The sequence below is a fragment of the Micromonospora sp. CPCC 206061 genome, assembly GCF_036906915.1.
Taxonomy (GTDB): Bacteria; Actinomycetota; Actinomycetes; order Mycobacteriales; family Micromonosporaceae; genus Phytohabitans.
Genome location: NZ_JBAKHX010000007.1, coordinates 31,014 through 57,110 on the forward strand (window position 1 = coordinate 31,014; position 26,097 = coordinate 57,110).

Below are 26,097 nucleotides of genomic sequence, written 5' to 3' on the forward strand. Positions count from 1 at the left end.
AGAGTGCTGTACCCCTGTGACCGTTTTCGAACCCACGACGGCCGGCGCTAGGTCTCTGCACGGTAGATCTCCAGGCCGGTGACGGTGCGTAGAACTTCGAGAAGTCGGTGGGCGTCCGTGCCAGCACGCTGTTGATCGCGGTGTTGCGGCTGCCATTGCGGATGCGAACCGGTATTGGTGGACCATCCACGTCTACCGGTGACGTTCCGTGGACCAGCGCCCACGACCAGCCGCACTCGAAGCGCACTTCCGGGGTGATGTGCACGTCCCGGGTGGCGATGGTGATCTCGTGCAGGCCGGCGTATACCTCTGCCAAGCTGGCCTCGTACTCCTGCAGACTATCGCCAGGCCCGGTCGGCATCCTTACCTGCTTGATATGCGCGTCACGCCACGTAACGGCGGTACTGTCTGATCGCCGTTCGGAACTGCCGAATTGAGTGCGGTCAGTGGGTTTGGGTCTCCCAGACCGGCTGCTGGGGCTCTTCGTTGTGCACGATGATGTTGGCGTGATGGGTCGGGCGGACCGTAGTGAAGTAGAACTGTTGGGCGGGGATGTAACGCTCGCGCCAGCGCCGTTCGACTTCGGCCCGAGATGACACCCGGCGCTCTCGGATCACGGCACGATCCACGGTCTTCTCCAGTGCGGTCGACACGAAGATGCGCAGGTCCCACCGGTCAATCAGTTCCGGGCGCATGAGGAAGACGCCGTCGAAGACCAGCACGGCGTCGGCGGAGGCGGTCGTGGCCGGCGGGGACAGCGCAGTATCCGCTGTGCGGTCGTAGACCGCGTGCTGGAAGCGTCGATTTCCGCCCGGGCCGAGCGGATCGAGCAGAACCCGGTTCAGGGCGGCGTAGTCGTGGGTGTCGAAGTAGCAGCCTTCGGCGGAGTACTCGCCGCGCGGATAGCGCTGTGCCCGAGGGAAGAGGAAATCGTCGATCGTCGCGCGGATGACGTCGCGGCCCTGTGCGCGCAAGACGACGGCCAACTCGTCGGCGAGGGTGGTCTTGCCCGCGGCGGGCGGTCCGTCGATGGCGACCCGCGTCGGGTGTGCGACTGTGACGGACCGGACTTCCTCGGCCAGGCGGCCGAGCATCTCGTCGCGGGTGCCTTGGTCCATGTCCTGCCCCGTCCTAGTCCTGTCTATTCGCGGACAGGTTGATTGGCTTCGGCGTACGGTCAGCAATCAACCTCAGACAATGTACGCAGCCCATTTGCCCCTGGGGATGCTCTGTGCCGCGACCCGAACGGCCGGTGGACGCCGCGGCCGGCCCGGTGGAGGAGTTCGCCGCGGGCCTGCGGCGGTTACGCGGCAAGGCCGTGCGTCCGGGGGTACCGGGAGCTGGCCCGCCGGGCCCATTTCTCCGCGGCGACACTGTCCGCGGCGGCGGGCGTAGGGCACGGTGCGCAGTCGTTGCACCTCGATGCGGCCTTTGTTCAGACGCGGGCGGCGTTGTTGGGCACAATCATCGTCACGGCCTTGGTGTCGGTCTTGGGTGTCTTCAGACAACACACATGATCACGTCAAGGCCGCACCACTGTCTAGAGTGGACGCATGCGGCTTCAGGTATCTGGCCTGAAGCGGGGCAGGGCACCGCGTGGCCGAACTCGCTCGCCGCGCCCGGTACTGCGCTCCGCAGACCAGCCCCGCTCGGTTAAACGACAAGCTAAGGGGTGTCTCAGATGGACGGTTGGGTAACTGAGGCATGATCTTCGTTTCGTCAGCGATGACATGATCCGTACCGGGGCGCCGGACGACTTCTGGCAAGCCGCCCAGCCGCTGATCCTCATCCCGCAGCCCGACCACAGGGCGGCGGCAAACGCCGGGCCGGACCCTCGGTGGCCGATACGGCTGTCCTACGCATCGGTATCGCCCGAACGCGGGACGGTAGCTCGATTGATCTATTGACGATATATTGATCATTTATATATGATCCGTGGCGTGAAACCGATGCGCGAGCCGACGTTCCTCATCCTCACCGCGCTCGCCGGCGCCTCTCGCCACGGATACGGCATCGTCCAGGAGGTCGAAGCGCTCTCCGAGGGGCGGGTCAGCCTGCTCACCGGCACGCTCTACACCGCACTCGACCGGCTGACCGCCGAGGGGCTCGTGGAGCACGACCACGACGAGGAGGTCGACGGCCGGGTGCGCCACTACTACCGGCTCACCGCACCGGGGCTGACCGCCCTGACGGCCGAGACGGCCCGCCTGCGCCAGCTCACCGGCGCGGCCGAGGCCCGGCTGCGCGCCCTGCGTCCGGGCCTCGTCTGATGGCGGGGCCGCTCGCCCGGCGATATCGCCGGCTGCTCTTCTGCTATCCGCGCACCCACCGCCGCGACGAACTGCTCGCCACCCTGCTCGACGCGGCCCCACCCGGGCGCACCCGGCCGACGGCGCGTGAGGCCGCCAACCTGATCCGGCACGGACTGCGGGCCCGCCTGGGCCGCCCAGCCAGCCGCACCGTCGGCGCCTGGGCGATCCTGGCCACGATCATCAGCGGGATCTTCGCCGCCGCGTTCGCCACCCGAGCCGCCTGGGAGACCGCCGAGCCGCTGCCCCGCGCCGCGCAGACCCGGGCCATGCTCGCCGAGATCCTTCCCGGCCAGGAGTTCATCGGCATCGAGGACGCGCCAGCGGCGTTCACCATCTACGGCGCGCCGCTCAGCTGGGCCACCGTCGACGACCTGCTGCTCGGTGACGGCGGCGAATACGCGCTGGCGGAGGTCGGTGGCGTCGTCCGCGGCGTCCCGACCCGGTCGCCGCAGGAGGCGCTCGACCTGGCCCGGCAGCGGCTGCTGGCCACCGGCTGGACGGTGTACCGGCCGGTCGTGCACGACATGTACGGATGCGTCGGCCCGCCGTGCGATCCGGCGACGCTCCCCACATCCACCACCCTCCTCGCGCGGCGCGGAAACACCACACTCGCGATCGAGGCGGACTCCGCAGACTCCATGAACTCCGTGGTGGACACCACGTACCTCAGTGCGAGCTTCCAGCGCACGACGCCGCCGGCCGTCTACCCGTTCGCCATCATCGGCGGTCTCGCCGGCGCGGTCGTCGCCTTCCTGCTGTTCAGCTGGGCCAGCCGCCGCACCACCGGGCGGCACCCGGCGCGCTGGGTCGTCACGACCCTCTTCCACGTGACCATGGTCTTCTGGTGGGCACCGACCCTCGTCGCGGTGCCCTCGTCGGTGTGGCACCATCTCGACGAACCCCACCCGTCGTGGCGCCCGATGTGGGAGTGGCTGGGCCAGCCGGTGTTCTCCCTGTTCTTCGTCGTCGGTGGCGGATGCGCCCTGCTCGGCGTGGCGCTGGCCGCACTCCCCCGCCCGCGCACCGAGACAGTGCCCACGACCGCCCCCTCCTGAAGAGGCCGGATCCGCGGGCGGCACTCGCGATCTTGCCGTGGACTCGATCCGGTGCGAGAGGCGAAGGACCGCTGCGGCTGCGCTGGGATCAGCTCGCGCCGGACTCCGCCGCCAGCCCATGACCGACGACCGGGTACTACCGCACAGCATGCCGTTCGGCGCGCTGGGCCGGCCGTCGCTCGCGCTCGGGCTGCTCCAGGCCACCACTACCGGCGCGGGATTCGAGTGCGACACCGTGGCCAAGAAGCACCAATGTCAAGCCCGCCCTGGCCCCGGACCACTCCCACATCCTCGAACGGCTCGGCGCCAGCCCGACGACAACCAGCGCCGATCGCCGCGACCATGGGCCTCCCGGGCAGGGTAGCCCCGCACAGACGAACGCCTGACACCCCGCAGCGCCGACAGGCCCACCCGCCCGACGAACGTGGTCGTCCCCAGGCGTTTGCGGGGGGGGTGATTCAAAATCACATAGACAAACTTAAGGCCCCAACCGGGGTTCTTCCTGGTCAGGGCCTTATTATGTGGAGCTGAGGGGATTTGAACCCCATACACCCCAGACAGGCACGGATCATCTTGAACCGGACTCATCGCCGCGCTGACCTGCGGGAGGTCGGCCGACGCCTGCCGACGTTGGTCATCGTTGGTCGCGCTCGGTTGTCGCGGATCTGTCGTAGATGATCATGTTCGGCTCTCCGGTGACCGGGTGGCGTGCGACATGGCTACGGTGCTGGCCGACGTGCCAGATGGAGGGTTCCTAGTTACGGGTCACGCGTGGACCGTGGTGATCATCCCTCTGGCGGCGGCTTGATCGCATCCCGCGCGAACTCCACCTTCCTCACGAGGTGTTTCACCACCGTCTTCCACTCCTCACGATCCCAGGAAGGGTCAGGCGGGAACAGAGCCTCGTTCTGAAGTTCAGCAATCGCTTCGTCCCAACCCCTGCGGTAGGAGTAGTCACCCAAGCCCGATGTGCTCATGGCCTGGTCATACCACGTCGGCGGTCTCCGGGTTGGGCCATCTCGGTCGATCTCTCGGAAGGTTTAACCGCCCGTGCTCCCATGCTTCCTGCCTCCGGGGCGGCGGGCGCCCTCTGGCGCGGGTGCAGCACCATAGATCCAATTATGCGCGGTACAGGGACTGTGCTCCGCCTTCGGAAGGATCGGCTGCAAGATACGCGCTTCAGGCTGCCACCTGCGCAAACAGTTGCTTGAGGACGACGACGGGACTCGCCGGTGTGGGCACGTGTTCGGCACAGGACAGTGCCGGAGGGGCGCTCTGCGGCCCCCCCTCTGAGATCGGCGTTACCTCGGAATGACGCGCTCGTTCCGTTGAGTAGAGATCGCCTACAGAACCGCCTTGGGAGGTAAGCATGGCCATCGGTGACACGGCACGAACCGGCGAACGGTGTCCAGAAAGCGGAGTCTGGGAGGTGGTAGGAACGCCGAGCACAACGGCTCCTATCGCTATGGGCAACGTTATGCCGCCCTACAACGGGCAGTCCGTCACCTGGCGCCTAATCCAACTCGCCTAGGAACTGAACCTTAGAGCCATCCCGTCTGCCGTCGACCCACCCCATAGGGGAGCGGGCCAGGGCCAGGGCGCCAAGGTGGAGCGCCCTACCGGACGAATGACCTTGGCGCCCTGGCCCTGGTCTGCTCGGCTCTGCCTGGGTCGTCGGCGGACGGGATGGCTCCTCCACCATCCCGGAGTCGGAGTGCCCCCGCCGGAGGCCTTCTCTTGCTGGTGAGTCCGGCCGAAGGCCGGTCCCTCTTGTTCTTCAGCCCCGAGTGCACGCCCTGATCCAAGGCGGCCCGGGGCTTCTCGCTATCTGACGTCGCGCCGCCGGCGGGCTGGAACGCCGCCGCCGTGGCCGAAGGCCTAAGGCGAGCGGCGCGACCCTTGCGGTCGGCCCTGGTCGGCGGCGCGAGCGGCCCGCATCGCGGGCCGCCTTGAACCCGTATAGAAAGTTCTCACAGAGTCGACTGCGGTTCGCCCTCAAATCATGCAACTCGATGTTTACCCCATCGCGGTCCTGCACGCGAGGCGCTATCGTCTTTTCATGTCTCTGGTCACCTGGGCTTACGAAATTTCCGAGAGCGAACTATCGGTCACGTTGCCAACGCGGTGGGCGCATGTTCAGGGAGTAGCCAGAAAGGCACGATCTCTAGCGGCGGCGGTGGGTACTGATGCTGAACTTCTGGAAGCCGCCGCGATTCTTCACGATGTCGGATACGCGCCAGACCTCGCGATTACCGGGTTTCACCCTCTCGACGGTGCATACCATCTCCAAAAGCTTGGGGCTCCAGAAAGGATCGTTCACCTAATAGCACATCACTCATGTGCCGTGAAGGAGGCGGAGCTTCGCGGCTTGGAGGACCAATTGGCGGCCTACCACGATGAGGAGGGGCCAGTCAGAGATGCGTTGTGGGCTTGTGACTTAACAACGACACCCACCGGTGAGCCAACTGACTTCCGTAGCAGGATCGCGGAAATCCAACTTCGTTACGGAGCCGGTAGTATAGTTTCACGGTTCATCACTAGTGCTGAACCGGAGTTGGCGGCAGCGGTAGCGCGAACCGAAGAAAGGCTTCGAGGGCTGTAATCGCTCACCCAATGTAAGGGCTACTTCGTTGTTCAATGCCGTGCTGGATTCGGAGTCGCATCGACGGATGAATGAAGAGGGACTCCAGATCGGCAGGTACTATCCATGCCGTTGACTTCGATTCAGGGCTTGAGCGTAGTTGGCCACCGACTGGTCGTGCTCGGAAGCATATAGAAAACTCCTGACGTACCTCGCCGTCATCGTAGGCAATGACGTGCCCAGGGTCAGAGTAAACACCGGATATCCCGATCACCTCCACCGCGATGCCGGTCTCTTCCAAGACTTCGCGCATGACTGCTTCGGATGTTGACTCACCGATATCCTGAGCACCGCCAGGAAGCGCCCAATAGTCGTTGTCCGACCGCCTGACCAGTAGGACACGTCCGGCATCATCTCTCACTACAGCTGTAACGGCCACAACGAGAGAGTTGGCTCGCGGAGCGTTTGGGTCGTTTAGATAGTCAGTCTTACCCACATCAGTCCTTAGGTGAAAGCCGGCTTGGCGGTCTGCCACACATGCTCGAAGCTGCTGGCGTACGTGTCGAACGGGTCGTCTAGCCCTGTCCGCCGCAGATGCAAGGCTGGGGCGTGTGGGGCAGTCTTGCCGTAGACATGTGGGTTTACGATCATGTCGCGGTCAAAGATGTAAATCGAGTTGTAGAGAACTGTGTCATGAGTGCGAATCTCGACGCCAGGCTGGCCATCCAGCAGCTTGAAGTATGAAAGCGCATGCTCGATTTTCGCCGATATGGTGTTCCGACCAATGTTCTCGTCTGTGCTGCGTTGGATGACCGCAGGGCACCCCACCTCCCCGAATATCAGCCGTATCCGGGTCCCGGCCTGCGCCTTGGCTCGAAGCTGTGGCAACAATTTCGGCTTTTCGGTGAGGAACATACCGACGTACACGAGGATTCCGATTTCCACCGTGGCTTGTTCAAACAGCCGATCCCACAGTGTTGGTGGGATGAGTCCGCGGTTCGCGTAGAACTGGACGATGCCGGCGGCGTCCGAATCACCTGAGGCCGGCCTGTTCGCTCCGGGCCACAGGAACTCCTCGTCCTCCCTCAAGCGCTTGGCAACCTTGAAGCGGGTCCGGGGATGGGGGACGCGGCCCCCAAGCCATCGGCCAACGGTCTTCGCGTCGTTCTCGGTGTAGGTGGCCAGCTCGGTGACCGACACGCCGGCGCGGTCCATCGCGGCTCGCAGACGCTCGTTAGCCATGGCAGCTCCTGCCAAGAGGATTTAGGAAAGGCGGGGACGTTTTTATGAGTATAAACGTCCCAGGCGTCACCGGGAAGGGCTTTTAGCGTCACTCCCCTCGATGTCTCCTTGAACCACGAGCCGATCGGCTCGGGTCACACGGGCAGTCGTCCAAGGTGGACGCGCCCCTGTTAGAGGAGATCGCTATGCGTCTGTTGGTGAACACCGAGAACGTGCAGTTCACGGCTACCACGAACCCTGGTCCGAAGCTGGACAACGGGAACAAGCAGAAGTTCGACCGGATGACGAACCTTCCGATGTGGACGGTTCAGGTGATGGCCCTGGACGAGCGGGGCGGGGAGATGCTGAACATCACGGTGGTGTCCGAGATCAAGCCGGACATCACGGTGGGGCAGCTCCTCGTGCCGGTCGAGCTGGAGGCCATGCCCTGGGCGAACGACCGTGACGGCAAGGTCCGTTCGGGTGTCGCGTTCCGCGCGACTGAGCTTCGGGCGCTGACCCCGGCCAAGTAGGCCCTGGTCACGCTCTCAACGGAAACGGACCCGGGGTCGCCAGTGATTGGCGTCCCTGCGACCCCGGTCCTTCCACCAACAGCCCTCACCCCCTGCGAAAAGGGAGAGACCTGTCGTGTTGAAGTCTATCCGCCGGTCCAGGTTCGGCCTGTCGAACCGTCAGGGATCGGTCACCCTCATCGAAGCACCGGTTGCCCGCTCGTTCATGCGCCGGGCCATCATTGCGTTCTTCGTCGTGATCCCGGTGGTCACGCTGCTGTCCGGCATCGTCATCTCCGAGTACGTTCACCCGATCCTCGGGTTCCTGCTCGGTCTGCTGCTGGGCATCCTGTGCGGCGCGGTTGTCGCGCTGTTCCTGATCGTGTGGCCGGTCCTGCGGGTGCTGTGGCACTGGGCCGCAGAGATCCTGCTGTCGGTCGGGTTCGTGTGCGCCTGGACGACTCTCATACAGGCCACCCCACTGTGGGTGTCGCTGCTGGTCGTCGCCCTGGTCGTGGGCGTGCCCGCCGTGGTGGGTCCGGTCCGGCGTCGGATCGTCGCCGTCTCGTGGTGCCTGATCGTGCGGCACCGACTGCGGCTGTGCTTCGCGAAGCTGATCCGCACCGACCGGGACGGCACCACACCGTTGATCCTGCTTGCCAAGCCGACCCCGGCCGGCGAACGGGTCTGGGTGTGGCTGCGCCCCGGACTGTCCATCAAGGACCTGGAAGCCGAAGGGCAAACCCACAAGCTGGCCGTTGCCTGCTGGGCCAACGAAGTTCGCGTCATGCGGGAAGGCCGCCGCTACGCGGCACTGATCCGGATCGACATCACCCGCCGCGAACCCCTGGCCCGCACCGTCACCTCACCCCTGCCGGACATCGTCCCCGATGACATCCCGGCCACCGCACCCGTCTCCCCGGCCACGCCACCGCTAGGTCTCGATCTGGCGGAAGTGCCCGAGACGGTCCCCGTCCCTACCCCGGACGGCGCACGCACCCGCGCTCCGCGAAACCCGCAACCCGCACCCTCCTCCGAGTTCGATCCCTCGGACTACGCCTAACCACATAGATGGGTCGGCGCGAGCCAAGTCCATACAGGACAACAGTGCTCGCGCCCACCCCAAATCCTGGAGCACACACATCATGAACACCGACACCCCGCTCGACCCTCGCGGCGTTGACCGGGTACCGGTCGGGCCGCTGCTATCCATCTTCGACCCCGTCTACCTCGGCATCGACGAATACGGCCACCCCGTCTATCTGCCGATGATCTACCGCAACATCCTCATCGGCGGCGAACCCGGCTCCGGCAAGTCCAGCCTGTTGAACACCATCGTCGCTCATGCCGCCCTCTGCCCCGACGTCCGGCTCTGCCTGCTGGACGGCAAGCAAGTCGAACTCGGGCTGTGGGAGAACGCCGCCGACGTGTTCGTCGGCCCAGCCATCATTCGCGCCATCACCACCCTGCGCCGGGTGCAAACGGTGATGGACAACCGGTACGCCTACCTCAAAGCCCACCGCCGCCGCAAAATCGGCCCCAATGACGTGTTCGGGCAAATCCTCGTCGCCTGCGACGAGATCGCCTACTTCTCCGCCACTGCCGGAGACAAGAAGGAACAAGAACTGTTCTCCGCGCTGCTACGCGACATCGTCGCCCGAGGACGCGCCGTCGGCATCATCGTCGCTGCCGCCACCCAACGCCCTTCCTCGGACATCATCCCGCCCTCGCTGCGTGACCTGTTCGCTTGGCGGTTCGCCGGCCGCACCACCAACGACGTCTCTAGCGACATCGTCCTCGGCCACGGCTGGTACGCCCGCGGCTTCACCGCCAATTCCATCGACCCCAACAACCAGGGCGAGGGCTACCTCATCGCCGAAGGCGGCACCCCCAACCGTGTCAAAGCCGCCTACCTCACCGACGCCGACATCATCCGCCTCGCCGACTACGCCGCCTACATCCGCCGACCCAAACCCGACCCGAACGAATGGGAGATGGCCGCATGACCACCACCACCGCACCCACGAGCCAGTCAAGTACTGCCACCCGCCGACTCACCGTCCTGGGCGTCGTCCGCGCCGCCGGAGACACCTACCGCCGCCTGACGGCCACCGTCCACGGCAGCTACAACCGGCGGACCGGAAACGTCCTGGCCGTGCACTGCCCGGCCTGCCGCCGCTGGGTCAAGCCCAAGCACTACCGCATCGACACCGGCACCTGCATCCGCTGCCGCCGTCAGGGACACCGAACCTTCACGCCAATCCGTTGAGAGGAGCGCCCGCGATGGACACCAACGACAAGCAGATCATCGCTGTCTGGGACGCCGACGAAGACCTCGGCGCGCACATCTTCACCCCTGACGAGTACGCCCAGTGGGCGGAAACCAACCACCTCACCGACACCTACGCCAACCCGGTCAGCTTCTACCGGCCCATCGGCGACGGCACCCTGCGCCGCCTATCCCACGCCTGCGTGTGCGGCTCCTACGACACCAACGACTACGCCGACATCACCCACACCTGGACCGACCCCGGCGTCGACGGCATCACGCCAAAGAACTACGCCACCGCGATCGCGCGCCGTGACGGCCGCGCCTAACGATCCGGCCTTAGGTGACATCGATCAACCACATAGGACAACCGGCGAACCGGACCACGCCCTAGGAAAGCTGCCCGGCCCGCCGGCCCCGACCAACGCCCACGAAAGGACGTGGCCACCATGAACCCTACCCACAACCCGATCCACACCAACAGCACCGACACCGCGCCGCCGCCGTGGACCACCCCGGCCGACCTGCTGCGCGGCGCCGCTCTCTACCTGGAGCGGCACGGCTGGCACCAGGGCGACATGTTCGCCGACCTCGACCAGCCCTTTCCTGCGGCCTGCGCCACCGGCGCGATCCGGATGGCCGTGTGCGGCACCACTAACCCCTCCTACACCGGCACTCAGGCCGCTGAGGTGACCGCCGCTATCAAGCTGCTGGCCTTCTACCTGGAAGACAACGTCTACGAGCCGGTCGACCACCGCGACCTCGAAGACCACTGGGCCTACTTCAACTACGTCGGCGACTGGAACGACGAACACGGCCAGACCGTGACCACCGTCGTCGACGTGCTCCGCGCGGCCGCCGACCACTACGACCGCCTCCACACCACCACCGGCACGGGTGGTGCCCGATGACCACCTCTACGGAGATCACCAACCTGACACGTACGTGTCAACAACCGTCGGACTTCACCACCGCCGCGCTACTCGGCGCGCTCGAACACGCCTGGTCCGCCATCCGTACCCGGCACCCGGAAGTCCCCGCCGCTGTGATCGTGGTCGGCTCCGGCTCCCCGGCCAAAGCCAGCCAGAACCTCAAGTGGGGCCACTTCGCCGACCTGCGCTGGCAGCACGGCGACACTCAACTGCCCGAGGTACTCGTCTCCGGTGAGGGCCTGGCCCGCGAACCGGACAAGGTGTTCACCACCCTGCTGCACGAGGCCACCCACGGCCTGGCCGCCGCACGCGGCGTCAAGGACACCTCACGGCAGGGCCGCTGGCACAACAAACACTTCGCCACCCTCGCCGCCGAGCTCGGCATGACCGCCACCAAAGACGACAAGCTCGGCTACTCACCCTGCACCCTCAACCCCGACACCACCGCCCACTACGCCCCGGTAATCACCCGGCTGTCTGAGGTGCTGGGCGCGTTCCGCCACCCCGAACCGATTGGCACCGCCAAAGGGCGGACGAACAACAACAACCCGATCCCGTGCGAGTGCGAATGCCCCCGCAAAATCCGGATCGCTCCGACCGTCCTAGATGAAGGCCCGGTCGGCTGCGGCACCTGCCGCACCTGGTTCCTCCCCGAAGAGTTCGACCGCGACCAGTACACGGCCGCGAACCCGTTCCCCGGCACCGAAAGCGGCCCGGGAAACGGGGCCGGACTGTCCGATGAGGAGGACGAAATGGTCGTCTTCTACGACCCCACCGGCGTCAAGTACGGCCTGCCCACCTACCCCTACAAGATGGCGCCCGATGGCCTAGCCACCGTGCGGCAGCTCCGCAAGCGTGGGCTGCGCCCTGGTGGGCAAGACATCACCGCGCAAATACTCTGGCGTCGCGGTAAGCGCTGCGCCTACCTCTACCGCATCGACCTCGCCCTACCTAAACGGCAGGCCACCCCGGCGCAACTCGCCGCCCTCGACCGGGCCCTGACCGCCCGCCGCACCTGCCCAACCTGCGAGCAGGTCAAGAACTACTACATCCCCCGCCGCACCGGCGCATGCCTCGACTGCGAACCGCAGGAGGTGACCCGATGAAGGTCCGGGCCTGCTTCCTATGCGTCGACGGCATGATGCCCACCGGCATTCACCCCATCTTCGGCCCTGTCTACCGGGCCTGCCCCGACTGCTGCACCACCTGCCGAAGCTGTGACGGCACCGCCGTCTTCCCCGCTAGCGCCGGCTACGTCATCGAAATCCTCATCGACGCTCTCTACAACCTCGGCTACAGCACTGAGCTATGCGGCCGCTGCGCCGGCATCATCGGCCTCCTCCCCTTCGGGCAGGAGGAGGCGTCATGACCACCTCCGCAACGTCTGTCGTTCTCCCCGTCTACGAGGAGGACTTCACGCCCTTTCTGTCGTTCACCACGGACGCTGACCTCACCACCGCGTTCGCTCAGGCAGCACAGGCGGCCGCCGAGCTTCCGGCACGGATCGGCACCGTGTACCTGCTGCACTTCGAACGCCCCTACGGTCACGCCCGCCACTACTGCGGCTGGGCCTCCAACCTGGACCGTCGCCTCAACGAACACGCCGCTGGACGCGGCGCACGACTCATGACGGTCATCAAACACGCCGGCATCGGCTGGCAACTGGCCCGCACCTGGACCGGCACCCGCGACCTCGAACGCGCCCTCAAACGGCAAGGCGGCGCATCCCGCCGCTGCCCCATGTGCGGCATCCAACCCCGCACCGGCTCTACCGCCCGCCCCCTCCCGCCGGAGGTCGCCCCATGACCGTCGTCCTGGACTGGTCCGGCCGCAACGGCGCACCACTGGCCACCATCGGCCCGCTCGCACCCTGCCGGCACTGCCGAACCCTCGCACTGCTACGGCACCCCGCCACCGGGGAGCCCTGCCACAAAACCTGCGAGGAGAAAGCCCCTACCCAAGCCCACGGCGTGGGCGTCGACCGTCGAGAAAGGACGCTGACATGACCACATCCGCAACTGCCCTCGCCGCCTACAAGGCCAGCACCGTCCCCGACGTGCTGCGTAACGCCGCCCGCTACCTGGCCGACCACGGCTGGCTCCGCAACCACCTCTACGACGACTACACCAACCCCACACCGCGCGCCTGCGCCCTCGGCGCCATCCTCATCGCCGCCTACGGCCAACTCGCCGTCACCCCATTCGAAGACACCAACCACTACGGCGAAGCCGAAGTCGACCGCTACCGCAAGGCACGGTCCGCCCTCGAAAAGCACCTAGGCGGCCGCATCTACATCGGCGACTGGAACGACGCCATCTGGGACGACAACGCTGGCCAGACCGCCGCACACGTCATCACCGTTCTCAACAACACGGCCGACACCTACGAATCCGCTGTCCAGAAGGGACGCTGACATGTTGGTCAACCTGACCCCGCACGCGATGCACATCTACCCAGTCCGCACCCCGGCGCGGATCACCCCGGGCAGCACCGCCCCTGTTCGGGTCATCGCCCCGTGCACCGACTACCCGCCGGCTCGTCTCGGCGAAACCATCCTCGGCTTCGACAACTACGTCGACACCGACATCCCCGTCTACCGGATTCGGTTCGGCGGCGACAACAGTAGCCCCCTGCCCGCCGCGACGGCCGGCACCTGGTACATCGTCTCCCGACCGGTCGCTCTGGCCCACCCCTACCGTGACGACCTGCTGGTCCCGCACGGCACCGTCCGCGACCTGGACGGCAATGTCCTGGGCTCCACCGGCTTTGCCCGCCCGATGCCGCCGGAGGTCATCCCATGACCGATACCAACCGGCCGACCACCGCACAGCGGTTCCAAGACAGCATTCTCGTCATCATCGTGCTCTTCGTCGGCGTCATGGCCGGCGCAGCATCGTTTACCCACGTCCACGACTGGACCATGCAAAACAGCCCCGGCGACACGGGTGACTGGTTCGGCTGGGCAAACGCCGTCATCACCGAACTCATCCCCACCGCCGCGCTGATCGTCATCGCCCGGCGGCGCCGCACCGGTAGCCCGATCGGCTACCCGATGTTCCTGCTCGTGATAGCGGTCGGCCTGTCCCTGACCGCCCAGCTCGCGGTCGCACAGCCCACCGTGTTCGGCTGGATGGTCTCCGCACTGCCCGCCCTGGCCTTCTTTGCCCTGTCCAAGCTCGTCTTCACCACAACCCGGCCCACCAACCCGGTCCAGGCACCCTCCCCGGCCACCGACGCCCCGGCAACGTCCAACCAGGACACCGCCCCCGCGCCGGTCCACCCGGAAGCCTCACCCACGACCACGGCCACCCCGGTTGAAACAGACGACACACCACACCAGACAGAGCCGAAGCAGACCGAAAGCCCCGCAGTACCGGAGCCCATGCCCGCCAAACCGGATGAGCCCACCGACCCGCCAGCCCGGCTGGATCAGACGGTCGTGGCCCGACTGCCTCACGCCAGGCTCTTCGCCAACAGCCACGAACAGGCCACCGGTGAACGCATCAACCCCGGGCAACTCGCGGTCCGACTCCAAGTACCCACCGCCACCGCCCGAGACATCCTCACCCTGCTTTACCCCGAACCTTCCATCAACCCGGGTCCGCACAACGGAACCTCGACAGGAGTCACTAGGTGAGCGCTTCGACGCTTCCTCTCGTACCCGAAACCCCCACAAGGGTTTCGGGCGCGGGAGCATCCGCCGAACCCACCGACACCCCTGACAACGGCGGCTACTGGCCGTGGGCCACCCCCACCGGCCCGACCAACCCGGCCGTCGGATACGTGCACGGACACTCCCCCGCCACCGTCGCCACCGCCATCAACCGTGGCTCGTCTCCCGACTATCCCGAGTGGCTGTCTCACGTCAAGGCCGCCGCGTCCTGCCGGCACCCGATCCGCCTGGCCGGGCAGATCCACGTCAACAACGCCGACGGGCAGCGCCTGGCCACCGTGGACACCGAGGACATGCCCGACGGCGCCATCTACACCCCATGCGGCAACCGCCGCGCCTCCGTCTGCCCCTCCTGCGCGGAGGTCTACCGGCGGGACACCTACCACCTGATCAAAGCCGGCCTCGTCGGCGACCGGTGGGGACTACCGCCGCTGCACGAGCACATCGCCATCTTCCTCACCGTCACCGCCCCTTCGTTCGGCCCGGTCCACCACCGTGTCGTCAAGGTCCACGCCAGCGACTGTCGACGCAAAGACGGCTGCACCTGCCGCCCCCAGCTTTGCCACCCGTTCGGCCGCACCTGCCCGCACGGTGTCGAGATGCGCTGCCGCCAACGCCACGCCGCCGGCGACTCCCGGCTCGGACAGCCGCTGTGCCTGGACTGCTACGACCATGTGGGCCACGTCGTGTGGCACCACGAGGCCCCAGAACTGTGGCGGCGCACCATCATCCGCCTCGACCGCAACCTCGACCGCCTCGGCCGCATCCACGGCGTCGAGCTGCGCCGCAAGTACGTCAAGGTCTACGAGATGCAAACCCGGGGCGCGGTCCACTACCACGCCCTCATCCGCCTCGACGGCCGCAACCCCGACTGCCCCGACGCCATCGTCCCAGCACCGGACATCATCACCCGGCCCATGTTCGAAGCCGCCCTCCGCGACGCGTTCGCCACCACCTCGTACACGTCGGCTCCGCACCCCACCAACGGCGACCGGGGCTGGCACATCCGATGGGGTGACCCGAACAAGGGCCTGGACATCAAGCACGTCAACGCCCCCGGCGGCAGTAGCATCGACGTCAACCAGGTCGCCGGCTACATCGCCAAATACACCACCAAAGACGCCTCCATCACCGGGGCCACCCTGCGCCGGCTCACCGACCTGACCGTCGAACTGCACGCCGACCCCACCACCCACGCGGGCCGACTCATCCGTGCCGCCTGGAACCTCGGCGAACACCCCGACTGGAGCCGGCTACGCCGACACGCCCACCAATACGGCTACGGCGGCCACATCACCACCAAGTCCCGCGCCTTCGCCGTCACGTACGGCTTCCTGCGCATGCAGCGCACGATCTGGCGCCGCACCCAAGGCCACCCCGAAACCTGGGACGACGAGCAAACCAAACTCGTCATATACCAACTCGGCTACCACGCCACCGGCTGGATCACCACTGGCGACGCACTCCTGGCCAACACCGCCGCCGCTCAAGCCCGGGAGCGACGCCAAGCCGGCCGCGACGCCCTCGACGACGAGGCCCGGCACGATGCCCACCCGCTCCGCCAACCCCTGGCCGCTTGACACGTACGTGTCAACGCACCGTTCCTTGAGAACTCCACAGAGGAAACCCACGCCCCCGGCCCGCCCCGCCGCGCCCAAACCTCAAGCACCTTCCAACCGGAGGAATCCATGAACCGAACCATCCTGCAAGCCCGCATCATCCCCACCCCCGACCACGCCCAGGTCCTCATCGCCGAACTCACCCGCCACGCCCAGCAACTGCTCGGCGACACCGCCACCTACCGCACCCAGACCCGACACGCCGACCGCGTCGGCTACGTCAGCGCCTACCTCACCGTTGACGAGAAAGGAGACGCCTACCGATGACCACCACAGCGGTTGAACCCCTCTGGGACATCCACGACGTCTCCCGGTACCTACGGATATCGCCCGACACCCTCTACAAGTGGTCGCAGCGTCGCGTCGGCCCACCCGCCCGCCGAGTCGGCCGGCACCTGCGATACGACCCCGCCGAAGTACGCGCATGGTTCTCCGAACAGGAGGCCGGCCGTGCCCGTCGATGACATGTGGTTTCTGTCCAAGCGCGGCTCCAACGGCGAACGACTCAGGTCCAAACGCCACGGCCAGGGCAAACGCTGGCGAGTCCGGTACCTCGACGCGGCAGGCGAACCACGAACGCGGTTCTTCGAACGCAAGACCGACGCCGAAGACTGGGACCTCAAAGCCCGATCCGGCATCGTCCAGGAAACCCGAATCGACCAGTCCGCCCGACGTCTCACCTTCCGCGAGTACGCCGAACGATGGCGCACCTCACGGCAGATCGGGCAAGCCCTCGAATACCAACGCCACCTCGAATCGCGGCTACGCCACCACCACTACCCGCACTTCGGCCACCGGCCGATCCGGGCCATCACCGTCACACACGTCCTGGAATGGATCGCCAAGCTCCTGCAAGCCAATGCCGCCCAGTCGTCCATCAAGACCTACTTCGACGTGTTCAACGCCATCATGCACGCGGCCGTCATCGACAAAGTCATCCCGGACAACCCGTGCAAGGCCGTCCGGCTCTCCACGATCCTGCGCGGCCTCTCCCGCGCCCCCAAATGGGTACCCACCGATGACGACGTGCTCGCCTTCGTCGACGTCGTCCCCGACGAATACCTCGCCGCCATCTGGCTCGGCGCTGGCGAAGGAATGCGACTCGGCGAAGTCCTCGGCACCGAGGAAGGCACCCGCTGCATCGACTACCTTCACCGAGAGATCCACGTCGTGCAACAACTGCGCTTCCACAAAGCCAAGTACGACGGCTTCTACCTCTCCCCACCCAAGGCCGGCTCCGTCGGCGACGTCGACCTGGACGACGAGGTCGGCGTCATCCTCGCCGAACACATCCGCAACCATCCACCCGTCACCGTCGAGCTGCCCGACATCACCGGCGGCACACCCGACCCCGGCAAACCCGTGAAACGCCGCCCGGTTGCCCTGCTATTTACCGACGAACAAGACCGACCGATCCACGACCAGCACTGGTCGAAACTGTGGCAGAAATGGCGCGTCGCCGCCGGCTGGCCCACCGAGGGCACCTTCCACTCTCTGCGCCACTACTTCGCGACCTCGCTCATCGCGGCCGGCGCTGACCCCACCGACGTGCAACGGGCGCTACGCCACTCCAGCTTGCGCATCACCCTGGAGACCTACGTCCACTGGTGGCCCAAAAAGCAGCGCCGCCGCAACGTCGTCAGCACCGCGCTCCGCGCAGCCAACGCCCAGCGCCAAGGTGCGAGCGGGCTTCAAGATCAGAGCTGACTTGTACCAACATGTACTAGTGGATCTTCTGACCACGTTTTGGCTGGTCAAGCCCTGTATGGGTGGAGCTGAGGGGATTTGAACCCCTGACCCCCTCGATGCGAACGAGGTGCGCTACCGGTCTGCGCCACAGCCCCGCCGCCGGGCTACGCCCGGCGAACCGCGCCAAGGCTAACAGGTCCGCCGCCCGGTCCGCGAATCAGATCCCGGCGCGGCGCCGCCAGCGCCCGCCGATCAAGGGAGTTCGCATCGATCAAGGGCAAACGCACGCGGAAAAGAGATCCAACCACGTGCATTTGCCCTTGATCGGCGCGGCGCGAGGCGCGCGGCGCGGCGCGACCGCGAGGAGGCGCGACCGCGAGGAGGCGCGGCGAGGACGCGAGGCGGAGCCGGGCACCGCCGCAAGCGGTGCGCGGCGTGCGCGGCGTACGCGGGGAGCGCTACGCGGAGTGAGCGGCGCCCGGGCGGCCGGCCTCGTAGGCGCGGCCGCGCAGGCCGCCCGCTCGCCGGTACGACACCGAGGCGGCTGGCAGCGAGCCGTCCACGCCCATCGCGGCCCGACGTACCGCTTCGCGCTGTGCTGCCAGGCGGCGCTGGTGCTCGCGCCGCGACGCGGCCCGCCGAGCCTGCTCGCGACGCACCTCGGCCTGCCGGGCGGCTAGCCAGGCGGCTTCGCGGGCTTCCAGGCGCCGGCGCCGGCGCTCCTCGATGGCGCGGTTGCGCAGGTGCACCACGTACACGCCCAGCAGGGTCGCGGTCACCGAGACGCCGATCCAGAACCCGGGGCCGACCACGACGACGCCGACGAGTTCGACCAGGTTGAGCAGCAGCAGGGCGGCGAGCACGCGCCGGCGGCGGTATACGGCCGGGGTGTGGCGCCGGACCGGTGGGCGACGGCGCGGACGGCGGGCCTGGCGGGGCACCGAACGCAACCGCGAAGGGCGCCGGCCGGGTACCCCGGATACGGGGGCACCGGATACGGGCACGCCCGACACGGGAGCACCCGAAACAGGGAGGGCGGAGACAGGGATACCGGAGGCCGGTGCGCTGGCCCGAAGGGTGACAACGAGGGCACGACCGGCGCGGATTGGCCGTGGGCCGGGCACGGTGCGGCGTCGACGGCGGCGCTCCAGCACCCGAGCCGTCGACTGCGCCCGCTCCGCCACCAGCCGCTCGGTAGCGTCGTACCGGCGGACGAGTGCCGGAGCGAGTGCGAGCAACCCGGCGGCGGCGAGGACGGCGAGGAGCACCGAGGTCGGCACCCTCACCCCTCCCGTCACACCGCTGTCCCAGTTAACTGAGGTTACGAGTGGTTCAGTGAGAAAATTGCGCGCCGCGCCGTCCGGGACCGATAAAGATCATCGAATGACGAGGTCAGGACGTTGCGCGCACCCGGTGCCACCGTGCCAGAAGGCCGCCGTCGGCCGCGACATCCTCAGCCGTCAACGCGTATCCAATGTGGTCGCGCCAGCCGCCGTCGATGTGCATGTATCGCGGATGGTAGGCCTCTTCGCGGAATCCGAGCTTTTCCACCACCCGGCGGGACGGTTTGTTTTCCGGCCGGATGTTGACCTCGACGCGGTGCAGGCCGCCAGGGCCGAACGCGTGATCGACGGCCAGTGCCATCGCCGTCGGAATGACGCCCTTGCCCGCGACGCGGGAGTCGACCCAGTATCCGACGAACGCGGAGCAGAATGCCCGCCGCACGATCGTGCCGAGGTTGATGTGCCCGACGAGCCGGCCGTTGAGGCACACCGCGAACGGCATGCTCTCGCCGCGCCGGGCGGACCGCTGCTGGTCGCGGAATACGTACCGGAACGCGCTCGGTGAGTTCACTTCGGCCCACGGCCCTGGAGGCGACGACTCCCACGGTGCCAGCCACGCCTCGTTGGCGCGGCGCACTTCGGCCCAGCCGGCGGCGTCGGAACGCCGGTACGGCCGTAGCATCACCTGCCCGTCGGCGAGTACGGCGGGCCACCCGGGCGCGGACCAGAAGCTCATCGTCGCCGGTCCAGCAGGAGCACGTCGACTGTGGACCCGGCCGCGGCGCTGGTGACCCGCTCGCCCAGCACCAGCAGGCCGTTCGCCTCGGCGAGGCCGGACATCGTGTATGGCCCACCGGGCAGCGGCTGGACCGTGTAGCCCCCGCCGCGCCGCTCGGCGACGTGGGCGGGCCGGAACTCGCGCAGCCCCGCCGGAGACGAAACGGTCTCCAGCAGGTGCGCGCGGACGCTGGGCCGGAACACCGGGTCGGCACCGGCGAGCAGTTGGATGGCGGGCCGGGCGAGCATCTCGAAGCCGATCAGCGCGGCGGCTGGGTTACCGGGCAGACACACGATCGGCACCTCCTCACCACCGACCGTACCGAATCCCAGCGTCGTCCCGGGATACAGCGCCACCTCGTGGAACGTGACCGCACCGTCGCGCCTGGACAGGATGCGCCGCACCATGTCGCCGGGCCCGGTGCCGGTGCCGCCGGTCGTGACGATGAGGTCGGCCCGCAGCGTCTGATCCTCGAGGAGCCCCCGCAGCCCCTCGGGATCGTCGTCGCAGATGCCCACCCGGTAGGCGAGCGCGCCGGCCTCGACCGCCGCGGCGGTGAGGGCGTGCGAGTTGGCGTCGACCACCTGGCCCGGCTGGCTCGCCCGGCCCACGTCGACCAGCTCGTCGCCGGTCGCCACGACCACGACGCGTGGGCTGGAACGCACGACGATGTGGCCAACGCCGGTCGCCGCGAACACCGCGACCAGCGCCGGCGAGATGGTGGTGCCGGCGCGTGCCAGCACCGTGCCGGCGACCAGCTCCTCGCCGGCACGACGCAGGCCGTACCCGCGTTTGGGCGCCCGGAAGATCTCGACCGCGGCCATGCCCTGGTCGGTCCACTCCACCGGCACCACGACGTCGGCGGCGGCGGGCAGTGGTGCGCCCGCCGCCACGGAGAAGCAGGTGCCAGGGTTGATGCGTACCGGGCGCCAGCTCGCGGCGCCCAGGTCGCCGACCACGTTGAGCCGTACCGCGCCGCCCCGGCCGCCGTCGAGCGATGCCGAGGCGGCGGCCACGTCTTCCCAGCGCGCCGCGTATCCGTCGACGGCCGCGTGGTCGAACGCCGGGTAGGCGTGTGCGGCGATCACGTCCTGTGCGAGGACGTTGCCGTACGCCTGGGTGATGTCGAGGTCGAGCGGGGGCAACGCCCGCAGCCTGCGCAGCACACTGCCCAGGTAGTCAGCGAGCGGCGTCAGCTCGTTGGCGGCCGCCTCGGCATCGGCCGTCGACGTCATGTCACGGCCTCGCGGATCACCGTGAGCGGCCGCAAAGAACGGCCGGCAGCGCCCCTACAAGCATCGGCCGTGGATGTCATGTAAAGGTCCCCACAAAGTCGGTCAGCCACTCGCGGAACGCGGGGCCAAGGTCGTCGCGCTGAGACGCGAGCTGCACCACCGCCTGCAGGTAGCCGAGGGGCATCCCGGTGTCGTAGCGCGTGCCCCGATACACGATGCCGTGCACCGGCGTGCCCTCGGCGAGCAGCAGCGCCATCGCGTCGGTCAACTGGATCTCGTTTCCGCTGCCCGGCTTGGTGCGCTTGATCGCGTCGAAGATGTCCCCCGGCAGCACGTAGCGCCCGAGGACCGCGAGGTTGCTCGGAGCGTCGGCCGGCGCGGGCTTTTCGACGAGCCCGGTGACCCGGACGACCTCGCCGATCTCGCTGAGCCCCTCTTCGGCGGGGGTGACGGAGGCGATGCCGTACCGCTTGGTCTCCTCGGGCTCGACCTCCATGAACGCCAGCACGATGCCGCCGGTGCGGGCCTGCAGCTCCAGCATCGGGGGCAGCAGCGGCTCGGCCAGGTCGACGAACTCGTCGCCGAGCATCACCGCGAACGGCGCGTCGCCCACATGCGACTCGGCGCACCCGACGGCGTGGCCGAGGCCGAGCGGCTCACCCTGGCGGCACGTGTAGATCTCGGCGAGCTCGCTGGGCTTGCGCACGGCGGCGAGCCGCTCGGCGTCGCCCTTCTCTTCGAGGCGCGACTCCAGATAGGGCTGCCGGTCGAAGTGGTCGACCATCGACGTCTTGCCCCTGCCGGTGATCAGCAGGACGTCACCGATTCCCGCCGCGGCGGCCTCCTCCACGATGTACTGGAGGACCGGCCGGTCGACGACCGGCAGCAGTTCCTTGGGCACGGCCTTGGTAGCGGGGAGGAACCGGGTCGCCAAACCGGCGGCGGGAATAACGGCCTTGACCGCACGCCGTCCTGCGGGGATGACTGGGGTGGCTGCGTGCTCCGACATGCGCCGAGACTATCGGCCACGGCCCTGTCGCGGCGGTTGAGTCCCAGGTGACGCGCCGCCGGCTCGGGGAAGATCGTCGTCGGGCGAGGCCGCTCCGGCCGGTACCGCGATCTCCAGGGCCGGCGGCCGCTTACCGCCGGTCGCCACTCGGTAACCGTCGCGACCTGCGGCCTTGGCGGCGTAGAGCGCGTCGTCCGCGGCGTCCAGCACCTGGGCGCCGGTGACGCCGTGGTCGGGATAGACGGCGATACCAATGGAGACCGTGACGTCGATGGATGACTCGGGGCCGATGGACACCGGGACTTCCCTGACGGACGCGCCCAGCCGCTCGGCGACGATCGTGCCGCCGCGGGCGTCGGTCTCCGGGAGCAGCACCACGAACTCCTCACCGCCCTGCCGAAACGCCAGGTCAACCTCGCGAACCTCGGATCGCACGCGCCGGGCGAACTCGGCCAGCACCGCGTCGCCGGCCGCGTGCCCGTACGTGTCGTTGACCTCCTTGAAGCGATCGAGGTCGAGGGCGAGCACGGTCAGCATCCGCCCGAACCGGGTGGCCCGTTCGACCTCGCGCCGGATCGACTCTTTCAGATACCGGTAATTCCAGAGGCCGGTCAGTGGGTCGGTCAGCGAGAGCCGCTGCGCCTCCTCGTGCACCCGCACGTTCTCGACGGCGACGGCCGCCTGCCCGGCGAACGTTCGCAGCGTCACGAGGTCGGCGTCGTCGAACTCGTCCGAGCCGAGCCGGTCGTAGAGGGCCAGCACGCCGAGCGCGGGCGGTTCCACGTCGCCGACCGGGGCGGGCCGGGCGAACGGAACCGCTATGTAGGTGCGGCAGCGCGGCTCGTGGTCGGCGAGCGGTGGGCCGTCGCGGTCGACCCGGCCGCGCCGTGGTTCGCCGGTGGCGGCGACCGTGCCGAGCAGCCCACTGCCGGGCAGCACCCGCAGCTCGGCCCAGTCGTCGTCGAGCCCTTCGGCGCACTGCGCGGCCAGGACCCCGGTCGCCGGGTCGAGCAGCAGCACCACGCCCGAGTGCGCGCCGGTGGCGGCCTGCGCGGTCTGGAGCAGCACCCGCAGGATGCGCTGCAGGTCGTGGGTGCTCGACATGGTGTCGCCGAGCACGGCCAGGTGCCCGCGCAACTGATCCCGGCTGGCGGTGAGCGCCTGCACGTACGCCTGCGTCTCGCGGGTCATCCGGTTGAAGGTCGCCGCCAACCGCCCCACCTCGTCGTGCGCGCGCACGGGCACCCGCGCGGCCAGGTCGCCGCCCGCCACCCGGTCGGCCGCCGCGCCGAGTTCGGCGAGCGGTCGCGTGGTCGTGCGGGCAAGCCACCAGGCGGCGAGCACGGCGACCAGGCCGGCGAGGATCACGGTGGCGACGAGGACCGCGTACAGCCCCTGCGGTTCGCTGCGCGGGACGGAGAGGACGAGCGGCAGCGGCTGCCCGGGGGCGGGGTCGAGGCGCCGGATGTAGCGGTCGCCAGCGGTGTTGGTGGAGGTGTCTCCGCGTACTCGATCGGCAGCCTGGAGCACGGCGGCGCGTGCTTCGGGCGACTCGGTCGTGTGGGCACTCCCGCCCCGCAGCGTGATCGCCGCGCCAGCGGCGCCGGCGAGCCGCGCGACGAACGCCGCGTCCACCGTTTCCGCCACCTCGACCACACCGACCACCGCGCCCGTCGTGTCGCGGATCTCCACGCGGGCGCCGACCGCCTGGTAGCCGGCCGCGGCATCCGCGCAGCCCGCCCAGGGCTGCGCGGGCGCGCCCGGCGTCGTGAACGCGTCGAAGCGAACGGCGGCCGCGAGGCCGCGCGCGACAACCTGGTTGGCGGCCGCGACGCGCTGGTCGGGCGCGGCGAGGGCGACCGCGTCGGCGGCCGCGTGCAGCCGCTGGCACAGTGCGCCCACCGACGTGCGCACGGCGGTCGCGGCGAGGTCGAGGCGCTCGACCGACCGGTCCCGGCTCGTCGCGGCGAAGGTGGCGCCCACGAAGAACGCCCCCAGCAGCACCGGACCGAGCACCACCGCGAGGAACGCCGTGGTCAACCGGCCGCGCAGCGTCATTTCGCCTCCTCAATGGGATGCTGACACAGCAGTGCGGCAGCGGGCCGTTTGTGGCAGGAGTGTGGCGTGTCGGATTTTTCATCAAAAGCAGCCATGCGCACCGCGCTGCTCGCGCGCCGCCGGGCGCTGCCCGCATCGTCGCTGGCAGAAGCAGCCGCGTCCGTCCTGGCTCAGCTGGCATCTCTTGTACGCGGACACGCGCCGGCCCGCGTTGCCGGATACGTGCCGATCGGGGCGGAACCGGGCGGACCCGGGCTCCCCGACGCACTCGCCGGCGCGTTGGGGCCCGAGGGGCGGCTGCTGCTGCCGGTGCTCCTGCCCGACCAGGACCTCGACTGGGCCGACTACGCCGGGCACGCCTCGCTGACCCCGGGCGCGCGAGGGCTGCGCGAGCCGAGCGGGCGTCGGCACGGCGTCGACGCGGTGGCCGAGGCGGAGCTGGTCGTCGTGCCGGCGGTCGCCGTCGACCGGCGCGGCGTGCGGCTTGGCCGGGGCGGCGGCTCGTACGACCGGGCCCTGGCCCGGGCCACCGGGCTGACCGTGGCACTGTTGCACGACGGCGAACTCGTCGACGAGGTGCCCGCCGAGGCACACGACCAGCGAGTGCGGGCGGTGATCACTCCGGGTGACGGGTTGGTGATGTTCACCGCCTGAACTGGACGCTGGCCGGGGTCATGCCGCACTATTAGCACTCGGATAGGTGGAGTGCCAGGTTTCAGGGTTCAGGAGGAGCCGTGCCCACGTACCAGTACGCCTGCACCGCATGCGGACACCAGCTCGAGGCGGTGCAGTCCTTCGCCGACGAGCCGTTGACCGAGTGCCCGGCGTGCGAGGGTCGGTTGCGCAAGCTGTTCGGCTCCGTCGGAGTGGTGTTCAAGGGTTCGGGCTTCTACCGCACCGACTCACGCCCGGCGGAAAAGGCGTCAAGCTCCTCGACCTCGTCGTCTTCGTCGAAGTCCTCGTCCGACTCGTCGACCTCGTCGTCGGGCTCATCGGGTTCGTCGTCGGGCTCGTCCTCGTCCGACTCGTCGAGCTCGTCTTCGACGTCCAAGTCCTCCGCGCCGGCCCCCGCCGCCTAGCCCCGGCCCCTTGCCGCCCACGGCGCCCCTCGCCGCCCCTGGCGCCCCTTGCCGTCGATCAAGGGCAAACGCACGTGCTTTGATCTCTTTTCCGCGTGCGTTTGCCCTTGATCCATGCAGATCTCCTTGATCGACGTGGCCCCGCGCGGGACGCCTTCCCCGGCCAGAGTTATCCACAGGCTGGCAGGTTATCCACAGGGCAGCGCTCAGCGAGCGCTGATCGGTGGTCGGGTTGCCTAACCTGCCGACATGCGGGAACCCCGACTCGACCCGGTACGCCGGCCGCGACTGCCTCGGGCCCGCACCACGCTGCGCCTCATGCTCGTCGCGGCGCTGCTGCTGACCGCGGCCGCCGCGCTTTACGCCGGCGAGCCCTCCTGTCCCCCACCCGCTGTTTCGGGCGCGTCCACACCCGTGCCGGCCAGCGGTGATCAGCCTTCCGCGGACCGGACGCCCGACGCCCGCGGCCCCGGCGAGCCCGCGCCGGCCCACTCGGCCCCTGGCAGTAGCCGACTCGCGCCGCCGTCGGGCACTGTCGGGGTGCCTGTGCGGCTTGCCGACCCGGCAGCGCTCGCGCTCGTCCACCCGGGTGACCGCGTTGATCTGCTGGCCAGCGGGCGCCAGCCCGCCGTGCTCGCGACCGACGCCCTGGTGCTCGCGGTGGCCCTCGACGAGGGCGCGCTACTGCTCGCCCTGGGCCCGGCTCAAGCGCGCAAGACGGCCAGCGCCCGACCGGGCACCGCTTTCAGCATCATCGTCCGCCGCTAGGGCCTGTCGAGATGGATGACCGGG

31 protein-coding genes and 1 tRNA gene are annotated in these 26,097 nt (G+C 68.4%); 22 read left to right on the top strand and 10 right to left on the bottom strand.

The features are described 5' to 3' along the window. Nucleotides 1-443: 443 nt before the first annotated feature. Nucleotides 444-1,118, bottom strand: coding sequence for a cytidylate kinase family protein (locus V6V89_RS08120; protein WP_334618371.1), 675 nt, complete (start codon nt 1,116-1,118; stop codon nt 444-446). 831 nt (nt 1,119-1,949) lie between these two features. Between V6V89_RS08120 and V6V89_RS08125 the strand changes: the two genes are divergently transcribed. The 3 genes from V6V89_RS08125 (at nt 1,950) to V6V89_RS08135 (ending at nt 5,969) form a co-directional block, all read left to right on the top strand. Further along, nucleotides 1,950-2,270, top strand: coding sequence for a PadR family transcriptional regulator (locus V6V89_RS08125; protein ID WP_334618500.1), 321 nt, complete (start codon nt 1,950-1,952; stop codon nt 2,268-2,270). Then, nucleotides 2,270-3,367: a hypothetical protein gene (locus V6V89_RS08130; RefSeq protein WP_334618372.1), complete on the top strand. Its 1,098-nt coding sequence runs from the start codon at nt 2,270-2,272 to the stop codon at nt 3,365-3,367. The genes V6V89_RS08125 and V6V89_RS08130 overlap by 1 nt, the downstream gene beginning before the upstream one ends. Nucleotides 3,368-5,426: 2,059 nt before the next feature. Next, a complete protein-coding gene (locus V6V89_RS08135) occupies nt 5,427-5,969 on the top strand; it encodes an HD domain-containing protein (protein ID WP_334618373.1) in 543 nt (180 codons plus the stop codon). A gap of 4 nt (nt 5,970-5,973) precedes the next feature. Here the strand turns inward: V6V89_RS08135 and V6V89_RS08140 are convergent, their stop codons facing one another. Both V6V89_RS08140 and V6V89_RS08145 read right to left on the bottom strand, forming a co-directional pair. After that, nucleotides 5,974-6,483 carry an NUDIX hydrolase gene (locus V6V89_RS08140; RefSeq protein ID WP_334618374.1) on the bottom strand — a complete coding sequence of 170 codons (510 nt, stop codon included), beginning with the start codon at nt 6,481-6,483 and terminating at the stop codon, nt 5,974-5,976. Next, nucleotides 6,453-7,190, bottom strand: a complete 738-nt coding sequence (locus V6V89_RS08145; RefSeq protein ID WP_334618375.1) for an XRE family transcriptional regulator — start codon at nt 7,188-7,190, stop codon at nt 6,453-6,455. Before V6V89_RS08145 ends, V6V89_RS08140 begins: the two co-directional genes overlap by 31 nt. A gap of 185 nt (nt 7,191-7,375) precedes the next feature. Here V6V89_RS08145 and V6V89_RS08150 point away from each other — a divergent pair, with 185 nt between their 5' ends. The 17 genes from V6V89_RS08150 (at nt 7,376) to V6V89_RS08230 (ending at nt 17,881) form a co-directional block, all read left to right on the top strand. Next, nucleotides 7,376-7,702 carry a hypothetical protein gene (locus V6V89_RS08150; protein WP_334618376.1) on the top strand — a complete coding sequence of 109 codons (327 nt, stop codon included), beginning with the start codon at nt 7,376-7,378 and terminating at the stop codon, nt 7,700-7,702. A 115-nt stretch (nt 7,703-7,817) separates the two neighbouring features. Next, nucleotides 7,818-8,744, top strand: a complete 927-nt coding sequence (locus tag V6V89_RS08155; RefSeq protein WP_334618377.1) for a hypothetical protein — start codon at nt 7,818-7,820, stop codon at nt 8,742-8,744. An 82-nt stretch (nt 8,745-8,826) separates the two neighbouring features. Next, nucleotides 8,827-9,687, top strand: coding sequence for an FtsK/SpoIIIE domain-containing protein (locus V6V89_RS08160; RefSeq protein ID WP_334618378.1), 861 nt, complete (start codon nt 8,827-8,829; stop codon nt 9,685-9,687). Further along, the gene (locus tag V6V89_RS08165) at nt 9,684-9,950 is read left to right on the top strand and encodes a hypothetical protein (protein WP_334618379.1); all 267 of its coding nucleotides are present in this window, start codon (nt 9,684-9,686) and stop codon (nt 9,948-9,950) included. Before V6V89_RS08160 ends, V6V89_RS08165 begins: the two co-directional genes overlap by 4 nt. A gap of 14 nt (nt 9,951-9,964) precedes the next feature. Further along, the gene (locus V6V89_RS08170; RefSeq protein ID WP_334618380.1) at nt 9,965-10,279 is read left to right on the top strand and encodes a hypothetical protein; all 315 of its coding nucleotides are present in this window, start codon (nt 9,965-9,967) and stop codon (nt 10,277-10,279) included. A 120-nt stretch (nt 10,280-10,399) separates the two neighbouring features. Next, nucleotides 10,400-10,861 (top strand): DUF6197 family protein, encoded by a 462-nt coding sequence (locus tag V6V89_RS08175; protein WP_334618382.1) that lies wholly within the window; start codon nt 10,400-10,402, stop codon nt 10,859-10,861. Nucleotides 10,862-11,634: 773 nt separating this feature from the next. Beyond that, a complete protein-coding gene (locus tag V6V89_RS08180; RefSeq protein ID WP_334618501.1) occupies nt 11,635-11,988 on the top strand; it encodes an RRQRL motif-containing zinc-binding protein in 354 nt (117 codons plus the stop codon). Further along, a complete protein-coding gene (locus V6V89_RS08185; protein ID WP_334618383.1) occupies nt 11,985-12,251 on the top strand; it encodes a hypothetical protein in 267 nt (88 codons plus the stop codon). The genes V6V89_RS08180 and V6V89_RS08185 overlap by 4 nt, the downstream gene beginning before the upstream one ends. Continuing rightward, nucleotides 12,248-12,688 (top strand): hypothetical protein, encoded by a 441-nt coding sequence (locus V6V89_RS08190; RefSeq protein WP_334618384.1) that lies wholly within the window; start codon nt 12,248-12,250, stop codon nt 12,686-12,688. Before V6V89_RS08185 ends, V6V89_RS08190 begins: the two co-directional genes overlap by 4 nt. Further along, nucleotides 12,685-12,888, top strand: a complete 204-nt coding sequence (locus V6V89_RS08195) for a hypothetical protein (protein ID WP_334618385.1) — start codon at nt 12,685-12,687, stop codon at nt 12,886-12,888. The genes V6V89_RS08190 and V6V89_RS08195 overlap by 4 nt, the downstream gene beginning before the upstream one ends. Continuing rightward, nucleotides 12,885-13,295 carry a DUF6197 family protein gene (locus V6V89_RS08200; RefSeq protein WP_334618386.1) on the top strand — a complete coding sequence of 137 codons (411 nt, stop codon included), beginning with the start codon at nt 12,885-12,887 and terminating at the stop codon, nt 13,293-13,295. Before V6V89_RS08195 ends, V6V89_RS08200 begins: the two co-directional genes overlap by 4 nt. A 1-nt stretch (nt 13,296) precedes the next feature. Beyond that, nucleotides 13,297-13,683, top strand: a complete 387-nt coding sequence (locus V6V89_RS08205) for a hypothetical protein (RefSeq protein ID WP_334618387.1) — start codon at nt 13,297-13,299, stop codon at nt 13,681-13,683. Further along, the gene (locus tag V6V89_RS08210; RefSeq protein ID WP_334618388.1) at nt 13,680-14,519 is read left to right on the top strand and encodes a hypothetical protein; all 840 of its coding nucleotides are present in this window, start codon (nt 13,680-13,682) and stop codon (nt 14,517-14,519) included. Before V6V89_RS08205 ends, V6V89_RS08210 begins: the two co-directional genes overlap by 4 nt. Next, the gene (locus V6V89_RS08215) at nt 14,516-16,135 is read left to right on the top strand and encodes a replication initiator (protein WP_334618389.1); all 1,620 of its coding nucleotides are present in this window, start codon (nt 14,516-14,518) and stop codon (nt 16,133-16,135) included. Before V6V89_RS08210 ends, V6V89_RS08215 begins: the two co-directional genes overlap by 4 nt. A 108-nt stretch (nt 16,136-16,243) precedes the next feature. Next, a complete protein-coding gene (locus tag V6V89_RS08220; protein WP_334618390.1) occupies nt 16,244-16,441 on the top strand; it encodes a hypothetical protein in 198 nt (65 codons plus the stop codon). After that, a complete protein-coding gene (locus tag V6V89_RS08225; protein ID WP_334618391.1) occupies nt 16,438-16,638 on the top strand; it encodes a helix-turn-helix transcriptional regulator in 201 nt (66 codons plus the stop codon). Before V6V89_RS08220 ends, V6V89_RS08225 begins: the two co-directional genes overlap by 4 nt. Next, nucleotides 16,625-17,881 carry a tyrosine-type recombinase/integrase gene (locus V6V89_RS08230; RefSeq protein ID WP_334618392.1) on the top strand — a complete coding sequence of 419 codons (1,257 nt, stop codon included), beginning with the start codon at nt 16,625-16,627 and terminating at the stop codon, nt 17,879-17,881. The genes V6V89_RS08225 and V6V89_RS08230 overlap by 14 nt, the downstream gene beginning before the upstream one ends. 63 nt (nt 17,882-17,944) lie before the next feature. Here V6V89_RS08230 and V6V89_RS08235 read toward each other — a convergent pair. The 6 genes from V6V89_RS08235 to V6V89_RS08260 all read right to left on the bottom strand — a co-directional run bounded on the left by V6V89_RS08235 (nt 17,945) and on the right by V6V89_RS08260 (nt 24,226). Continuing rightward, nucleotides 17,945-18,018, bottom strand: a tRNA-Ala gene (locus tag V6V89_RS08235). A 303-nt stretch (nt 18,019-18,321) separates the two neighbouring features. Next, nucleotides 18,322-19,143 (bottom strand): divisome protein SepX/GlpR, encoded by an 822-nt coding sequence (gene sepX, locus V6V89_RS08240; protein ID WP_334618502.1) that lies wholly within the window; start codon nt 19,141-19,143, stop codon nt 18,322-18,324. A 112-nt stretch (nt 19,144-19,255) separates the two neighbouring features. After that, nucleotides 19,256-19,882: a GNAT family N-acetyltransferase gene (locus tag V6V89_RS08245; RefSeq protein WP_334618393.1), complete on the bottom strand. Its 627-nt coding sequence runs from the start codon at nt 19,880-19,882 to the stop codon at nt 19,256-19,258. Then, complete coding sequence (locus tag V6V89_RS08250; RefSeq protein ID WP_334618394.1) at nt 19,879-21,159, bottom strand: molybdopterin molybdotransferase MoeA; 1,281 nt, start codon at nt 21,157-21,159, stop codon at nt 19,879-19,881. Before V6V89_RS08250 ends, V6V89_RS08245 begins: the two co-directional genes overlap by 4 nt. A gap of 76 nt (nt 21,160-21,235) precedes the next feature. Beyond that, a complete protein-coding gene (locus tag V6V89_RS08255) occupies nt 21,236-22,168 on the bottom strand; it encodes a UTP--glucose-1-phosphate uridylyltransferase (RefSeq protein ID WP_334618395.1) in 933 nt (310 codons plus the stop codon). A 9-nt stretch (nt 22,169-22,177) separates the two neighbouring features. After that, a complete protein-coding gene (locus V6V89_RS08260; RefSeq protein WP_334618396.1) occupies nt 22,178-24,226 on the bottom strand; it encodes a diguanylate cyclase in 2,049 nt (682 codons plus the stop codon). A 93-nt stretch (nt 24,227-24,319) separates the two neighbouring features. Between V6V89_RS08260 and V6V89_RS08265 the strand changes: the two genes are divergently transcribed. Further along, on the top strand, nt 24,320-24,880 hold the full coding sequence (locus V6V89_RS08265) for a 5-formyltetrahydrofolate cyclo-ligase (RefSeq protein WP_334618503.1): 561 nt from the start codon (nt 24,320-24,322) through the stop codon (nt 24,878-24,880). Between the two features lie 235 nt (nt 24,881-25,115). Here the strand turns inward: V6V89_RS08265 and V6V89_RS08275 are convergent, their stop codons facing one another. Continuing rightward, on the bottom strand, nt 25,116-25,277 hold the full coding sequence (locus V6V89_RS08275; protein WP_334618512.1) for a hypothetical protein: 162 nt from the start codon (nt 25,275-25,277) through the stop codon (nt 25,116-25,118). A gap of 277 nt (nt 25,278-25,554) precedes the next feature. Here V6V89_RS08275 and V6V89_RS08280 point away from each other — a divergent pair, with 277 nt between their 5' ends. Next, a complete protein-coding gene (locus V6V89_RS08280; RefSeq protein WP_334618397.1) occupies nt 25,555-26,073 on the top strand; it encodes a hypothetical protein in 519 nt (172 codons plus the stop codon). The last annotated feature ends 24 nt before the right edge of the window (nt 26,074-26,097 follow it).

Excerpts from the sequence above, each read along its gene's own strand:
- V6V89_RS08120 (WP_334618371.1), bottom strand. The coding sequence starts at position 1,118 with ATGGACCAAGGCACCCGCGACGAGATGCTCGGCCGCCTGGCCGAGGAA.
- V6V89_RS08125 (WP_334618500.1), top strand. The coding sequence starts at position 1,950 with ATGCGCGAGCCGACGTTCCTCATCCTCACCGCGCTCGCCGGCGCCTCT.
- V6V89_RS08130 (WP_334618372.1), top strand. The coding sequence starts at position 2,270 with ATGGCGGGGCCGCTCGCCCGGCGATATCGCCGGCTGCTCTTCTGCTAT.
- V6V89_RS08135 (WP_334618373.1), top strand. The coding sequence starts at position 5,427 with ATGTCTCTGGTCACCTGGGCTTACGAAATTTCCGAGAGCGAACTATCG.
- V6V89_RS08145 (WP_334618375.1), bottom strand. The coding sequence starts at position 7,190 with ATGGCTAACGAGCGTCTGCGAGCCGCGATGGACCGCGCCGGCGTGTCG.
- V6V89_RS08150 (WP_334618376.1), top strand. The coding sequence starts at position 7,376 with ATGCGTCTGTTGGTGAACACCGAGAACGTGCAGTTCACGGCTACCACG.
- V6V89_RS08160 (WP_334618378.1), top strand. The coding sequence starts at position 8,827 with ATGAACACCGACACCCCGCTCGACCCTCGCGGCGTTGACCGGGTACCG.
- V6V89_RS08165 (WP_334618379.1), top strand. The coding sequence starts at position 9,684 with ATGACCACCACCACCGCACCCACGAGCCAGTCAAGTACTGCCACCCGC.
- V6V89_RS08170 (WP_334618380.1), top strand. The coding sequence starts at position 9,965 with ATGGACACCAACGACAAGCAGATCATCGCTGTCTGGGACGCCGACGAA.
- V6V89_RS08175 (WP_334618382.1), top strand. The coding sequence starts at position 10,400 with ATGAACCCTACCCACAACCCGATCCACACCAACAGCACCGACACCGCG.
- V6V89_RS08180 (WP_334618501.1), top strand. The coding sequence starts at position 11,635 with ATGGTCGTCTTCTACGACCCCACCGGCGTCAAGTACGGCCTGCCCACC.
- V6V89_RS08185 (WP_334618383.1), top strand. The coding sequence starts at position 11,985 with ATGAAGGTCCGGGCCTGCTTCCTATGCGTCGACGGCATGATGCCCACC.
- V6V89_RS08190 (WP_334618384.1), top strand. The coding sequence starts at position 12,248 with ATGACCACCTCCGCAACGTCTGTCGTTCTCCCCGTCTACGAGGAGGAC.
- V6V89_RS08195 (WP_334618385.1), top strand. The coding sequence starts at position 12,685 with ATGACCGTCGTCCTGGACTGGTCCGGCCGCAACGGCGCACCACTGGCC.
- V6V89_RS08200 (WP_334618386.1), top strand. The coding sequence starts at position 12,885 with ATGACCACATCCGCAACTGCCCTCGCCGCCTACAAGGCCAGCACCGTC.
- V6V89_RS08205 (WP_334618387.1), top strand. The coding sequence starts at position 13,297 with ATGTTGGTCAACCTGACCCCGCACGCGATGCACATCTACCCAGTCCGC.
- V6V89_RS08210 (WP_334618388.1), top strand. The coding sequence starts at position 13,680 with ATGACCGATACCAACCGGCCGACCACCGCACAGCGGTTCCAAGACAGC.
- V6V89_RS08220 (WP_334618390.1), top strand. The coding sequence starts at position 16,244 with ATGAACCGAACCATCCTGCAAGCCCGCATCATCCCCACCCCCGACCAC.
- V6V89_RS08225 (WP_334618391.1), top strand. The coding sequence starts at position 16,438 with ATGACCACCACAGCGGTTGAACCCCTCTGGGACATCCACGACGTCTCC.
- V6V89_RS08245 (WP_334618393.1), bottom strand. The coding sequence starts at position 19,882 with ATGAGCTTCTGGTCCGCGCCCGGGTGGCCCGCCGTACTCGCCGACGGG.
- V6V89_RS08250 (WP_334618394.1), bottom strand. The coding sequence starts at position 21,159 with ATGACGTCGACGGCCGATGCCGAGGCGGCCGCCAACGAGCTGACGCCG.
- V6V89_RS08255 (WP_334618395.1), bottom strand. The coding sequence starts at position 22,168 with ATGTCGGAGCACGCAGCCACCCCAGTCATCCCCGCAGGACGGCGTGCG.
- V6V89_RS08260 (WP_334618396.1), bottom strand. The coding sequence starts at position 24,226 with ATGACGCTGCGCGGCCGGTTGACCACGGCGTTCCTCGCGGTGGTGCTC.
- V6V89_RS08265 (WP_334618503.1), top strand. The coding sequence starts at position 24,320 with ATGCGCACCGCGCTGCTCGCGCGCCGCCGGGCGCTGCCCGCATCGTCG.
- V6V89_RS08280 (WP_334618397.1), top strand. The coding sequence starts at position 25,555 with ATGCGGGAACCCCGACTCGACCCGGTACGCCGGCCGCGACTGCCTCGG.